13 protein-coding genes and 1 tRNA gene are annotated in these 12,809 nt (G+C 54.1%); 8 read left to right on the forward strand and 6 right to left on the reverse strand.

Features of this window, described 5'->3' with window-relative positions:
- Window positions 1–11: 11 nt before the first annotated feature.
- The 3 genes from KF784_08350 to KF784_08360 all read left to right on the forward strand — a co-directional run bounded on the left by KF784_08350 (window position 12) and on the right by KF784_08360 (window position 1,531).
- Complete coding sequence (locus KF784_08350) at window positions 12–860, forward strand: hypothetical protein (GenBank protein MBX3119061.1); 849 nt, start codon at window positions 12–14, stop codon at window positions 858–860.
- A gap of 86 nt (window positions 861–946) precedes the next feature.
- Window positions 947–1,465 carry a hypothetical protein gene (locus tag KF784_08355; protein ID MBX3119062.1) on the forward strand — a complete coding sequence of 173 codons (519 nt, stop codon included), beginning with the start codon at window positions 947–949 and terminating at the stop codon, window positions 1,463–1,465.
- Window positions 1,456–1,531, forward strand: a tRNA-Ile gene (locus KF784_08360). Before KF784_08355 ends, KF784_08360 begins: the two co-directional genes overlap by 10 nt.
- 62 nt (window positions 1,532–1,593) lie before the next feature.
- Here KF784_08360 and KF784_08365 read toward each other — a convergent pair.
- Together KF784_08365 and KF784_08370 are read right to left on the reverse strand one after the other, a co-directional pair.
- Window positions 1,594–2,421 carry an amidohydrolase family protein gene (locus tag KF784_08365; GenBank protein ID MBX3119063.1) on the reverse strand — a complete coding sequence of 276 codons (828 nt, stop codon included), beginning with the start codon at window positions 2,419–2,421 and terminating at the stop codon, window positions 1,594–1,596.
- Window positions 2,422–2,576: 155 nt separating this feature from the next.
- Window positions 2,577–3,095, reverse strand: coding sequence for a hypothetical protein (locus KF784_08370; protein MBX3119064.1), 519 nt, complete (start codon window positions 3,093–3,095; stop codon window positions 2,577–2,579).
- A gap of 748 nt (window positions 3,096–3,843) precedes the next feature.
- On the opposite strand from KF784_08370, the gene KF784_08375 reads away from it, so the two are divergent.
- From KF784_08375 to KF784_08385, 3 genes are read left to right on the forward strand one after another with little or no spacing between them, the layout of a single operon-like run.
- Window positions 3,844–4,755, forward strand: coding sequence for an ABC transporter ATP-binding protein (locus KF784_08375; protein ID MBX3119065.1), 912 nt, complete (start codon window positions 3,844–3,846; stop codon window positions 4,753–4,755).
- On the forward strand, window positions 4,752–5,528 hold the full coding sequence (locus KF784_08380) for an ABC transporter permease subunit (protein ID MBX3119066.1): 777 nt from the start codon (window positions 4,752–4,754) through the stop codon (window positions 5,526–5,528). The genes KF784_08375 and KF784_08380 overlap by 4 nt, the downstream gene beginning before the upstream one ends.
- Before the next feature lie 3 nt (window positions 5,529–5,531).
- Window positions 5,532–6,572 carry a hypothetical protein gene (locus KF784_08385; GenBank protein MBX3119067.1) on the forward strand — a complete coding sequence of 347 codons (1,041 nt, stop codon included), beginning with the start codon at window positions 5,532–5,534 and terminating at the stop codon, window positions 6,570–6,572.
- A 9-nt stretch (window positions 6,573–6,581) separates the two neighbouring features.
- Here KF784_08385 and KF784_08390 read toward each other — a convergent pair whose 3' ends face one another.
- The 4 genes from KF784_08390 to KF784_08405 form a co-directional block, all read right to left on the reverse strand.
- Entirely contained in the window at window positions 6,582–7,373 is a 792-nt protein-coding gene (locus KF784_08390) for a nucleotidyltransferase family protein (protein MBX3119068.1), read from the reverse strand.
- Between the two features lie 101 nt (window positions 7,374–7,474).
- Window positions 7,475–8,566 carry a sigma-70 family RNA polymerase sigma factor gene (locus tag KF784_08395; protein ID MBX3119069.1) on the reverse strand — a complete coding sequence of 364 codons (1,092 nt, stop codon included), beginning with the start codon at window positions 8,564–8,566 and terminating at the stop codon, window positions 7,475–7,477.
- A 26-nt stretch (window positions 8,567–8,592) separates the two neighbouring features.
- The gene (dnaG, locus tag KF784_08400) at window positions 8,593–10,320 is read right to left on the reverse strand and encodes a DNA primase (protein MBX3119070.1); all 1,728 of its coding nucleotides are present in this window, start codon (window positions 10,318–10,320) and stop codon (window positions 8,593–8,595) included.
- A 9-nt stretch (window positions 10,321–10,329) separates the two neighbouring features.
- The gene (locus KF784_08405) at window positions 10,330–11,124 is read right to left on the reverse strand and encodes a hypothetical protein (GenBank protein MBX3119071.1); all 795 of its coding nucleotides are present in this window, start codon (window positions 11,122–11,124) and stop codon (window positions 10,330–10,332) included.
- 163 nt (window positions 11,125–11,287) lie between these two features.
- On the opposite strand from KF784_08405, the gene trxA reads away from it, so the two are divergent.
- Both trxA and KF784_08415 read left to right on the forward strand, forming a co-directional pair.
- The gene (gene trxA, locus KF784_08410; protein ID MBX3119072.1) at window positions 11,288–11,611 is read left to right on the forward strand and encodes a thioredoxin; all 324 of its coding nucleotides are present in this window, start codon (window positions 11,288–11,290) and stop codon (window positions 11,609–11,611) included.
- Between the two features lie 93 nt (window positions 11,612–11,704).
- Window positions 11,705–12,784, forward strand: coding sequence for an aromatic ring-hydroxylating dioxygenase subunit alpha (locus KF784_08415; GenBank protein MBX3119073.1), 1,080 nt, complete (start codon window positions 11,705–11,707; stop codon window positions 12,782–12,784).
- Window positions 12,785–12,809 lie beyond the last annotated feature (25 nt).

Below are 12,809 nucleotides of genomic sequence, written 5' to 3' on the forward strand. Positions count from 1 at the left end.
AGGTAGATGCAATGCTTGTTTCGACACTTTTGTCCCCCATCCTGTTGTGTTCTGGCCTGCTAAGCGCTCCGCAAGAGGGCGTGAAGCAGGATGAGGCGAAGAAGCCAGCCGCCGACCGCTCGGCTGAGCCCATGCTTAAGAAGATTTTTGAAGCCGGGTCAAAGCTCAATAACGTTCACGTCTACATTGTCCGCACAGTGAAAGATGAGGAAGTTGGAGCGATGTACCCCGACAGTGGACGGGAGATTTGGTACGAAAGCCCATCGAAGTTTAGGTTCGAGACGTTTGGCTATTGGGGCGAGGGAATGCGGTACATCGCTGACGGTGAGAAGGTGATCGTAGATGGGCTGGATGGCGAGACTCCTGTGGTCTATCGGGACCTGAAGTCGACGATTTTTGAGTCATCGGTCGGGCTGAATCAGCAGGGTGGAGAGGTTTCGCTGCTGTCCTTTGTTCTGGCAGGAGAGGCGGGAATGAAGGAGCTAGTCAAGCCGGATGGATTTATCAAGAAGGCTCCGGTCGGACCAAACGAAGAGGCGGTAACGTTCGAATCGACCAAGTCGGGCACGGTCACTTTCTACTACAAATCTGGTGGCGAACCTCGAATTCATCGCATCGCCTATGACAACAAGCAGTACTTTCAAGACCTTCACAATCAGTATCCCGACTGGGTGTCTGAACCGGTTGATCCGCTGACCCAAGAGGACATTCGGTGGATCTCGGTAGGGAAGGGGTTGGATAAAGGACTGTTCCGATTCCCCATGCGCAAGGGCGCAGTGATTGACGATCAGAGGACGAAGAAGGGGAGTGAGTGGCGATCTGCTGTGAGCTATCAGCTACCAGCTATCCGTAATGCGTGATCTGTAATCCGTAATCCGAGATCGTAGAACCGAGTTGGCGATGTAAGCTTGAAGAAGAGCCGTATCTCTTCATGAGGCCAGACGAAATGCAAAGAATCGTCATCCTTGGGTGTGGGGGCAGCGGAAAGACGACTTTCTCCCGACTCCTTGGCGAGAGGATAGATGCGCCCGTTATCTGCCTAGATGCGATCTGGCAACCCGGTTGGAGCCATGAGAATGTCCCTGCCTTTCGGACCCTGATGGAGGAAGCGCATGCTCGCGAAAAGTGGATCAGCGACGGAAACTTTGCGGCTGCGACCTTCGATATTCGGCTGCCTCGTGCCACGATAATAGTTTGGCTGGAACTTCCAAAGCTCGTGTGTTATTGGCGGGCCATCAAGCGAGTATTCAAACGCGGTGAAGCACACCGCTTGTGCGGGCTTGCGAAAGTCATTGCGTTTATCTGGAGGTTCGACCGTGTCAACCGACCTCGCATCGAGTCGCTGCGAATGCAGCATGGCCCCGAGGTGCCTGTGGTTCATTTGAAGAGCGACCGCGAAGTGGCGGAGTTCCTGTCCTCAGCTCGGTCGGACGGGGTATCATCCGCTTCTGCCGTGGGCCCGTAGCTCAGTGGTCAGAGCAGGCGGCTCATAACCGCTTGGTCGGGGGTTCGAGCCCCCCCGGGCCCACCAAATTAGTTTGCGATTAACGATTGTAGATTGTAGATTGCTGTTGGCTGATTTTCATCGAAGACTCAGATTCGATAAAAGGCTGCACAGGTGTCGCCAAGGATTTGAGCCTGTTCGTCCGCGCTGAGCTTCTTGATCGCTTTTAGAACGAGGTCCAGAGTTTGAGCGTATGTTCCTGCGACTAGGCAGACGGGCCAGTCCGAGCCGTACATGATGCGTTTGGGGCCGAATGCTTCCAGCACGGTGTCGATATACGGCTGGAAGTCGGCAGGCTTCCATTTTTTCCAGTCAGCTTCGGTGGTCATGCCGCTTAGCTTGCAATAGACGTTCGGCCTCTTGCCGATCTCTTTCATTTGCGATGCCCAGGGCTCGATCCCCTTTTCGGTGTAGTGCGGCTTACCGAGATGGTCGATGACAAAGCACTGGCGGGCGAAGTGATCGACAAATTGGATGGCGCAAGGCAGGTGTTGAGGGAAGATGAGGATATCGTAGGCCAGGTTGTGTTTTGATAGCTCGGCGATGCCGTTGCTGAAATCCGGCCTGAGCAGGAAATCGGAGTCGGGCTCGGCTTGCACGATGTGCCTTACGCCTTTGAATTTCTTGTTCTTGATGAAGCCGTGCAGCTGCTTCCAGACTGATGGCGAGCGGAGATCGACCCACCCAACGACGCCTTTTATGAAGTCGTTCTGGTCGGCAAGTTCCAGAAGCCATTCGGTTTCTTTGAGCGTTTGGGGCGCTTGCACGGCAACGCAGCCGTCGATGCCGCTCTCTTTGAGGATGGGTTTGAGGTCGGAGGGGAGAAAGTCACGTTGGATGGTCGACATGGAATCATCGATCCAGCCGAACTCTGCGGGGTCGTAATGCCAGAAGTGTTGGTGAGCATCTAGCCGCATCTTTTTACTATACGACGATACAGGTGTTTGGGGTTATCAATTCTGCTGTGCATAGTGGAGAAGGGGTCTGGTTGCGGGTTAATGAGGGTGATTCTCACTAAAGGAGCTACAGCCTTGCCTGCTTGCTCATTGTTGGACAGCGTTTCTTCGGTTCATCATCGCTCAGTTAGGAAAGACCACAGCTTTTGGAGGCGTGGCTGCTCAATCCCGCTTGTTACTACAACATGAATCCAAGATTTGTCCTTTTCCGCCATACCGCGCACAGGGTCGTAGCGGCTGGCCCAGATATATGCCCTCATTTGGGTGTTCTCTACAACAGCCCCGTTCGTATCCCATAGGTCGTAAGTATTGAAGGTGTCTGGGGGAAACAAGCCACGAAGCTCCCGAATGACCTCGTAAGGGTTGGTTTGGACGACGTAGGTCGTCCTCCGGGCATACTGCCACATTGGTGGGCCTTGATGCCTTGGAAACACAGAGGGCATGGATGATGAATTAAAGAAGATATCGTCGCCATCAAGAGTATAGATCGGGGTGTAGCGCTCTTCGGAAACCTGTCTCGCGTCTTTCAGAAACGTCCAAGATTGCTCGGCGGGTTGCTCAGTGAGACCCCAACGCAGGAAGAGAGCAAGTCCTCCTAAACCAAAGATGATCACAGCGATCTTCCAGCGTTTCATAGATTTATTGCAATCGGGTGCGTTTGCTTTCAAAGTGTGTCTCGAAGCCAAGCCCAAGCGGATTCTATGGGAGTTGGCGGAGCAATACGGTAAATAACGATCTTAACTTTTGTCTGGCCGGCATGTTTGGGGAGGTCGTTGCCCTTGGACTCGTAGCCTTCCATACTAAGCAAGCCGAAAGTTGGAAATAGATGTTTCTTCCCGTCGATTGTAAAAGCCTCCAATTGTCCATTTCCAGGATCTAGTTCGGAGAAGTCTGTAGTCATCGCTGTGAGATGGTCTGTCCAATATTCGTAAGTGGTTAACCTACAAGTCCTGTTAGGGATGACCGGATTACGCCATATTTCTCTCAGCGCCGGCGAATCACTTCCGAAGTATTGAACTTTCGTCGGCTTGCGTCCCTCGAGGAATAGCCATGATTCTTCAGGCCAGCGGGGTCGAGAAGCCCATACCATTGAGAGGCTGAACAATGTTAGGCCTGCAAGCAGTAGAACAGCACGCCGCCGGTTCATTCACTTATTGTATTGCAGAATTCTCAATTACCCCACCCCCTGCCCCCTTTCCTTCCTCACGCTGTTCGGTGGAGCCACACCACGACTTCGTCGAGGCAAGGAGGGGGTTCCCGCAAATCACATGCTTGCAAGCAAGCACGACTTTGTATAGGCAGGGAGGGGGTTCTGAGTCCTTAACGCAATAGTTTTGCGCAAACCCTCAAGTAATCCTTGAACTTGCCGATATTTGTACCAGGATGAGTTGTGCTATCGGTGTGCGTGATCTGCACGTAAAATATCGGGCCAAGAACGGGAAGTGGGTTCACGCCGTTCAGGGTCTTTCTTTTGAGGTCAAACCGGGTGAAGTGGTTGGATTTTTGGGGCCGAATGGAGCCGGAAAAAGCTCCACGCTGAAGGCTCTGATGGGCTTTGTTCAGCCGGAAAGCGGAGAATGCGAAGTCTTTGGACTTGCGGCAGGTTCTCTGGAAGCCAAGAAACAATGCGGTTATCTGCCCGAAGTTGCCCTCTATTACCCCTATCTGACGCCTTTGGAGACAATGCGGCTTTACGGCGAGCTTCAAGGCTTGCGCGGCAAGGCCCTGCTGAACGAATCGGAAGAACTTCTGGAACTGGTCGGTCTGCAAAACTCGATGACGAAGCAGAATCGACAACTCAGCAAAGGCATGCTCCAGCGTGTGGGCATCGCCCAGTCGCTGCTCGGAAACCCCGATCTCCTCATCCTCGACGAAGTGACCAGCGGCCTCGACCCCATCGGCAGAAAGGAGCTGAGGAACCTCCTCAAAGACCGCCAGAAGCAGGGAAGCACTCTCTTCTTCTCCAGCCACGAACTGAGCGAGGTCGAGATGCTGTGCGACCGTCTGTTGCTCATCCACCAAGGCAAGCTGATTGAGGAGCGCGACATCAACGAGCTGAAGAACGAGTTGCGCCAATTCTCGGTGTCATTCACCGGAAATGCGAGCCTTATCGACTTGACCCAGCAGATCTCTTCGGAGCCTGAGGGCTGGAATACAGCTCACTTCGACACAAAAGAAGGCTTGATCGAGGCCATTTCGAGAGTTCAGGGTTCGGGCGGACAGATCAAGGACATCGTTTCTCAGGAAGGTTCTTTGGAAGACTATTTTGTCGAGACCATCGGGAGGGCAGCATGAAGATTCAGGTTTGGAAAGCGCTGGCGCGAGGAGTTTGGCTGGAGTCAATCCGCCGCAAGGACCTCTATGTCGTCGGCATTCTCGGATTTCTTATTGTGGTCAGCGCTAGCGCGCTCGGATTCTTTGGCCTAAATGGGCTTGAGGCGTTCGCGAAAGACCTCTCAGCGACCGTTCTGGGGCTGTTCTCGACCATTATTGCAGTCCTCACTGCCTCGCGGATGCTCCCCGAAGAGATCAAGAACCGCACGCTCTATCCGCTTCTTTCGCGTCCGATCACCCGCTTCGACCTCTTAATGGGCAAGCTGATCGGGTCGGTGATCGTCACCTGGACCGGATTCCTCATCTTAACGACCCTCACTGGACTGGCGCTGATGATGTTCCATGTCCACTTTGAGGCGACGATGCTGCAATATATCGTCGCCAAAATGATGGGCCTGGTCGTGATCTGCAGCATTAGCGTGATGCTCAGCACGTACATGACCCCCGCAGCCGCAGCGACGATGAGTTTCGTGCTCGCGTTTGGATCGGCGATGATTTTGCGCGGACTCACGATGGCCTATGATGGAGCCGCCCCGGCGGTCCAGGGCATCTTCAAGTTTGTCACGATGGCTCTTCCACAGGTTCACCTCTTCGATTTTGGTTCTCGTGTTGCCAACTCGAACTGGGGCTTGGTCCCGTCGTGGGTGATGGGCTTCCTGTTCGCCTATATGGTGATCTACTCAGGGGCGATGTTGAGCCTGAGCTGGTGGAAGTTCAGAAAGCAGGCGGTTTAAGCGATGAAGGGCATATTCGTTCCGATTGTCGCAGTCACGGCCATTGGTGCCGCTGGCATGGGCGTTTCCGGCCTCAAAGACACCGTTCAGCCCCCCGCGCCACCGTCGGGCTTGGACGCGCACGAGACGCACGGCTCGACAAGCCTTCTGGGGCAGTTTCGCACTAGCGCATCTTCGTACCTCTGGCTCCGGGCCGACCTTTACCTCCACAACGGCGTGGAGATGCGGGTGCTCACCGAAGCCGAACTGAAGGCGGGCCACAAAGGGGTGGGGACCGCTGATCAGATCATGGGAGACGAAGAGACCCACGTCACCACGATTCCCACCAAAGACCGCGATTTTCGAGGCATTTTTGGGGATGTGGAGCGGTCGGTCTCTGCCTTCACCGATATGAAGGCGCATCATCACAACAACCCCGAACAGTCGCTGCCTCTGTTCCGTTTGATGACCTGGCTCGATCCTCAGTTTGTGACAGGTTGGCAGGTTGGCGCTTCCATCATCGCTCGGGAAAGGTCGGATAGCGCTACTGCGAAGGCCTTGGCATTTTTAGAGGAAGGGATTCGAAACAACCCCAAGAGTTTGACTTTGCATGTGGAGTTAGCACGGCTCAAGATCACACGCCAACAAGAGCTTGATGACGCGATCGTATTCCTATCAAAGGCGGTCCGTCTAGGGTTTGCACTGGGTGACAAACTAACGGAGGCTGACCAAGACACACTCGAAGACGCCTTTCGGTGGCTTGCTCTATGCTATCGAAACACGGGGCAATTCAAGTTGATGCGGGCAACTGCCGTGACAGGATTGAAGATCTTCCCAGAGGATCAGGTTTTAACGGGCTTGCTCAAGGTGGCTCCGTCGATCTTAACTACCGAAGGTGCCGATCAGTGGTCGAAATCGCTGATCAGTGCGACCGAGAGTGAAGACCTGTTCAAGTGCAAAGTCTTGGACAATCACGACGACCATGACCACGACCATAAACACGGGCATGACCACGAACATGGACACGGGCATGACCATGGTAGCCATGGGCACGATCACCATTGATCTGGCTCGTTAGGAAGTGGGCACAGCGCTGCGCAGCGACTGGAACGTTTGCAGCGCGTAGTGGTAATCCTCGATGTAGTCTACGTCGTACGCGAGTTCGGGAGGGCTGTCGTGGATTGCACGGCCATTGCACCCGAGCATGTCGAACACTTTCTTTTCGATGTCGGACACCACAAGGTGTTTGTTCATCAGCTTCCATGCGAATGTGAAGCCGAGAACCCTCGCCATTCCGAGTTTGCTCTTGCGTCGCTTGAAGATGGTGTCAATTTGGTGGAGAGCCTTTCGGAGCGCCCTCGTGTCGACGTTGTACATACACCCGGTGGTGTAGATGCCGTCGCGGAGTTCGACGAAAGTTGCTTCGGCTCTTGGGAAGGATTCCTCAAAGTCGACCTTTGAGATGAGGGGGACACAGAAGTCGATCCCATCGGGGCAAAGATCAAGGAAATTCGAAACCGTCTTTCCAGTCATAAAGGGCAGATCGCAGGTTGTGATAATCACCCGTTCCGGCTGTTTGGAGGTCTCCATAAGGGCATCAAGCCCTCGGAAGATATTCTCCGGTCCAGAACCGCCTTCGGGAAGGACATCGGTAGCTTCGGCAACGGCGGAGCTTTCAATCACCTCAGATGAACCAACGACGATGATTCTGTCGATCCGGTCGGACTCGCGCAACGCTTGAATGGTTGACTCAAGGATCGTTCGCTTTTCAAACTTGATGAGCGCTTTGCTGTGCGTACCTACGACGCGCGCGAAGTTATCGTCCAATTTGCCCCCAGCGGGGATGATTACATCAAGTTTGTCCATAATTTGAATTCTCGTTCGTGACGAGATTGCCTTCTACACTTATTGTAACAAGCGAAAGTCGCTTCTGAATAGAGTTTGAGACGCGAACTGCGCGGAAGATGTCACTCCAGGACTTCCAGCAGTTTTCTTGCACGCGAGGGGTGCTTGAGCTTTTTCAAGGTCTTTTGCTCGATTTGGCGAATTCTTTCTCGGGTGACGTTGAACGCTTTTGCGACCTCTTCAAGAGTGTGCGACCTTCCGTCAGACAGTCCGTATCGCATGGCGATAACCTCTTTCTCACGCTCGCCGAGGGTTTCAAGAAGATTCTCGATGCGCGATCTGACCATTGATCGGATCGCGGCTTCGGCGGGGGTCTCGCCCGTCGTGTCGGTGACAAACTCTATCAGGGAAGCGTCGTCGCTATCGCCAACCGGAGATTCAAGCGACACAGGCTCCATGATCGCTCGAAGGAACTCGTGAACTTTCTCAACGGGCACTTGAAGCTCGTCGGCAAGTTCGGCTTCGGTTGGCTCTCGTCCTAGCTGCTGCTGAAGTTGGGTGGCGCATTTGAGCAGTTTATTGACGGCTTCGAGGGTGTGTACCGGCACACGAATGGTGCGCGAATGGTCGCTTATTGCCCTTGAGATGGATTGTCGAATCCACCAAGTGGCGTAGGTGCTGAACCTAAATCCACGCGTGTAATCGAACTTCTCGACGGCGCGCATCAGTCCAACGTTGCCCTCTTGAATAAGATCTTGCATGGAGAGGCCACGCCCGACAAACTTCTTGGCGATGCTGACCACGAGGCGCAAGTTGGCCTCGACCATCAATCGTTTTGCCTTGTCGCAGCCTGCCTGAGCTGCGCGAGCGATTTCGATCTCCTGCTCTTGTGTTAAAAGGGAGGTTCGCCCGATCTTCTTTAGCCAAGCTCGGACAGAGTCCTCCAGCAAAGCTTCATCGAACAACCCAACATCTTCACTACGTTCGTCGGCAAACGCTACACCATTCTGAGATTCATCCAGAAAGCCTTCTCCTATCTGGGTGGGCAACTCCTCGAAATGAGTCGATGGAGTAATGACCCGTATCTCGCCTCCAGCGTTTTCCTCGAACTCTGACGTATTACCGCCTATAGCTCGTCCCACCATAAACAATTGCCAGCCCCCTAAGACTGCCCAAAGCACACCTACTGTACAACAGGTTTTTGCGATCTCCAAGAAAAAGAGAGCGATTGTGCTTTTTGTTATGGATTCTTCAGCTGTTCCAATTTTTCCTGTATTTTTTTCAATTTTTCGTCGCTGGGCTCAGATGCTTTGAGTTCGCGGAGCTCTGAGCGGTTTGAATCTTTTTTGAGATGGGCTACCGTTGTTTGCAATGACAACAGCGTGATTTGAGCAAGCAAGGGGTCGGACTCGGTGTCGGATAGGATGACGCGCAGCTCTTCGGGCTCGACTTTGTGCAGCCATTGAGATGCGTGGCCTACTGGGGCTTCATCGGGGAAGGCGGATCGGATTGCCTCAGTGATGGCGATACCGGCAGACGAGCGTCCGAGCGCACCATCGACAATTGCACGCCATGCGAGGGAGCGTAAATCGTCTTCTACAAAGGCTTTGCAAACCACAGCCTCGGGGTTGGTAAGTGTTTTCGTTTCGATTTGAACGGGTACCGGAACACTGGATGCGTTCGTTCGTCTCTGTTTAGCGGCTCGTCTTACTTGCTCGATGCGGGCAAAGATGGAGGTTCGGGCGCTTCGTTCGGGCTGATTAGCAAGGTACTTTGCGGCGAGCTCGGTCACATGCCGTTCGACTTCCTTCAACGACTTGGAAGCGATCAGAACCTGAGCGACAGTTTCCCAGAACTCATCGCTATTGGGGTCAATCTTGGATTCGACCTCTTTGAGTCTGAATTCTGTGGGAGTAATGCCACGTTCGGCTGCCTGCATCACGGCGCCAGCACCGGCTGTGCGGAGAAGAGTGTCCGGGTCTTCTCCCGGGGGCATGAGAGCGACGCGAACTTTGATGCCGTGTTCTTGGAGAATGGATGCTGAGCGGTCGGCGGCTTTTTGCCCGGCTGTGTCGCTGTCATAGAGAATAGTGACTTGATCGACCCAACGCTTGAGGAGGGCAGCGTGGTCCTCGGCGAGCGAAGTTCCAAGGGAGGCGATGGCTGTGGTCACCCCTGCACGATGACAGGCGATAACGTCGAGATAACCCTCCACGAGAACCGCCTTTCGTGACTTTGACATCACCTCTTTGGCCTTGTTCATGCCGTACAGGACTCTGCTCTTTCTGTAGAGGGGAGTGTCGGAGCTGTTAATGTATTTGGGGATGCCGTCGCCGATGATGCGTCCACCAAAGGCGACGAGTTCTCCGCGCTCGTCACGGATGGGGATCATGAGTCGGCCGGTGAACTTGTCGCGATAACCAAAATTGGGGTCACCGTCAACGAGGAACAGCTCTTTTCCCATAGCCAGGTTGAGCTTGGCCTTGCCTAAACGTGAGGCGAGCATCGTGTTGTCGGTTGGTGCGTATCCGATCTCCCATTCCTTCAGGACGGCTTCGGTGAGGCCTCTGTTTTCACAGTAAGCGATGGCTTCGGGGGTTCGGGAGAGCATCTCTTGGAAGAATGCGAGGGCTTCTTCCATGAGGGCGACTTGCTCTTTGCGTACAGACTTAGAGGGACCGGCTCCTCGTTTGAGTTCGATACCTGCGCGGTCGGCAAGGATTTTGAGAGCGTCTCCGAATTCGACGTTTTGGGTGTTCATCACCCAGTCGAAGATATCTCCGGCAGCTCCGCACGACCAACAACGGTAGCGTCCTACTCCGGGAGACACATTAAAGGACGGGTTTTTGTCGTCGTGAAACGGACAAAGTCCCGTCCAATTTTTTCCGCTTTTGCGAAGGTTTACACGCTCGCTGACGAGATCGACGATATTGATCCTTGCACGGATGTCGTCTCTCTCGTCAGCCACGCATCTATTCTACGCCTTACCGCCGGCGACAACAACTGCTGTCACGACATGAGGCTTATCTTTGCCAAGACGATTGAGTCGGAAGACTACTTTGTGGGTCTTGAGATATCGGACGACGATTGCATCGCCGTTCATCTCGTAGCCTTCGGGGGCACCGTACTTTTTGATCAGATCGGCAAATTTTGCTCCGAAGCCTACGCCAGCAGCGGTCTTCACTCGGGAATCGCTCATTCCAACAGCTTCGATCTGAACGACCTTGTTGCTGTTATCGAACACGAAGGCGTACTTGCTGTTGCCAACTTTGTAGATCCATCGTGTGTAGAGAATGCGATCGCTGTTCGCGTCTCCGCCTGCAGCGCCACCGCTACCAGGGGCTCCGCCTACGGGAGGGCCACCTCGGCCTGACGGAATGTTGAATCCGTTGCCTTCGTCGCCAATAGCTGCTCCCTGACGGAACAGTTCATTGTCGAAGAAACCGCCGGGTCGCATATCTTCCCGCCCGATTGCTGCGTTTGGTGCGCTTCCGCCGGGGCCTGCAGTACCGATGCTCGGCCCGCGTCCACCACCAGGACCACCGGCTGGGCCGATGGCTCCACCGCCGAGAGATACGGCTTGTACCTCGAACGGGTTGCCGTATTTGGCAACGACGGTTGCACCCGTATCATAAAGCGAGATTCCAACGAGGGAGATCTTTTTCGGGGCGGCTTTGGCTGGCGCGGCCTTGGCCTGCGCGACGACATCCGATGCGAGCATGCCACTGACGGTTGCTACACTAACGGCTAATACTATCCACTTGAGCTTCAAACTTGAATCCTCCTGACTTGGTCGGCTTGGCTTTCCGTGTTATATGGACGCGCATTTGTACCCATAGGTCACGAGTCCCAGCGTAAATCGCGGGAACTTTTCCCGGCGTCTTGGTTTAAAGGTATACCTTATCAAGCTGGAAATCAAGGAGATTCACAACACAATGGCATCGAACTTAGCGCTTACAACCTCAGAATTTGAAGAGAAGGTCATCAACTCGGACGTTCCTGTCCTGGTTGACTTTTGGGCAGAATGGTGTGGCCCGTGCAAAGCCATCGGCCCGTCGATTGAGGCGCTGGCATCGGAATATGAAGGAAAGGCAAAGGTTTACAAGGTCGATATCGACAATGAGACCGAGATTGCGGAGCGATACGGCATCATGAGCATCCCGACGCTGCTGGTCTTCAAGGGCGGCAAAATCGTCGACAAGATGAACGGCGCGGCTCCGAAGCCTGTGATTGAGCAGCTTCTTTCGCGAAACGTCTAATTGGCCCTGCGAAGATTTTGAATGCCTGCACTGTTTCAAAACGGTGCAGGCATTTCTGTTTTTGAACCTGGCAGGAAACGCCATAATCGGGTGATGCACCTGGATATCCATCCTGAAATCGGCAAGGCTTGGACACCCTCAGCGGACTTTTACACCGATCCTGGCGTGTACGAAGAGGTTAAGGAGAAGGTTTTCGCGCGGTCTTGGCAGTTCATCACCGACACCGACAACCTGAAGGTGCCGGGGCAGGTCTGGCCTTTTACCCTGTTGGAAGGGTTGATGAACGAACCCTTGATGTTGGCGCGAGATATGGATGACCAGCTACGCTGCCTCTCGAACGTGTGCACCCATCGTGGAAACATCGTGGTCGAGGGCGCAGGGGTTGAGCGTTCGCTGCGCTGCAGATATCACGGACGGCGGTTTGGGCTGGACGGGAAGTTTCAGTTCATGCCGGAGTTTGAAGGGTGCGAAGGTTTTCCGTGCGACAAGGACAACCTCACACACGTCCCGATGGAGCTTTGGCACAAATTTGCGCATGTCTCGACGAACCCTGCTGCATCCCTTGAAGAGTGGCTAAGGCCGATGCAAGAAAGGGTCGGATTCTTGCCTTTTAACGAATTCAAGCATGTGCCGGAGCAGGGTCGGGATTACATGGTGCGGGGGCATTGGGCGCTGTATGTCGATAACTATTTGGAAGGCTTTCACATCCCCTACATCCACGCCTCGCTGAACGAAACTTTGGATTACGGAAACTATACGAGCGAGCTGTTCGACTATTGCAACCTGCAGCTCGGGGTGGGGAAGTCAGGTGAGATGGGGTTTGATCTTCCGGCTGGGCACCCGGACGAGGGCCAACTTATCTCGGCTTACTACTTCTGGGTTTTCCCGAACATGATGTTCAACTTCTACCCGTGGGGGCTTTCCATCAACGTGGTCCGCCCTCTTGCTCCCGACCTGACCAAAGTGTCGTTTATCCGCTATTTGTGGGATGAGTCGAAGCTGGGCCAAGGAGCGGGCGGCGATTTGGACCGCGTTGAGCGGGAGGATGAGGCAATTGTGGAGTTGGTGCAGAAGGGACTGCGGTCGCGATTCTATGATCGCGGGCGGTATTCACCAAAGCGGGAGACAGGGACGCATCACTTCCACCTTCTGTTGCAGAGGTTCTTGGCATAGAGACTTTGGGAGAATTTCCAAGAGT

The organism is Fimbriimonadaceae bacterium, assembly GCA_019638775.1.
In the GTDB taxonomy this organism is placed as follows: domain Bacteria; phylum Armatimonadota; class Fimbriimonadia; order Fimbriimonadales; family Fimbriimonadaceae; genus JAHBTD01.

Excerpts from the sequence above, each read along its gene's own strand:
- KF784_08385 (MBX3119067.1), top strand. The coding sequence starts at position 5,532 with ATGAAGGGCATATTCGTTCCGATTGTCGCAGTCACGGCCATTGGTGCC.
- KF784_08355 (MBX3119062.1), top strand. The coding sequence starts at position 947 with ATGCAAAGAATCGTCATCCTTGGGTGTGGGGGCAGCGGAAAGACGACT.
- KF784_08380 (MBX3119066.1), top strand. The coding sequence starts at position 4,752 with ATGAAGATTCAGGTTTGGAAAGCGCTGGCGCGAGGAGTTTGGCTGGAG.
- KF784_08415 (MBX3119073.1), top strand. The coding sequence starts at position 11,705 with ATGCACCTGGATATCCATCCTGAAATCGGCAAGGCTTGGACACCCTCA.
- KF784_08370 (MBX3119064.1), bottom strand. The coding sequence starts at position 3,095 with ATGAAACGCTGGAAGATCGCTGTGATCATCTTTGGTTTAGGAGGACTT.
- KF784_08350 (MBX3119061.1), top strand. The coding sequence starts at position 12 with ATGCTTGTTTCGACACTTTTGTCCCCCATCCTGTTGTGTTCTGGCCTG.
- KF784_08390 (MBX3119068.1), bottom strand. The coding sequence starts at position 7,373 with ATGGACAAACTTGATGTAATCATCCCCGCTGGGGGCAAATTGGACGAT.
- KF784_08365 (MBX3119063.1), bottom strand. The coding sequence starts at position 2,421 with ATGCGGCTAGATGCTCACCAACACTTCTGGCATTACGACCCCGCAGAG.
- KF784_08375 (MBX3119065.1), top strand. The coding sequence starts at position 3,844 with ATGAGTTGTGCTATCGGTGTGCGTGATCTGCACGTAAAATATCGGGCC.
- trxA (MBX3119072.1), top strand. The coding sequence starts at position 11,288 with ATGGCATCGAACTTAGCGCTTACAACCTCAGAATTTGAAGAGAAGGTC.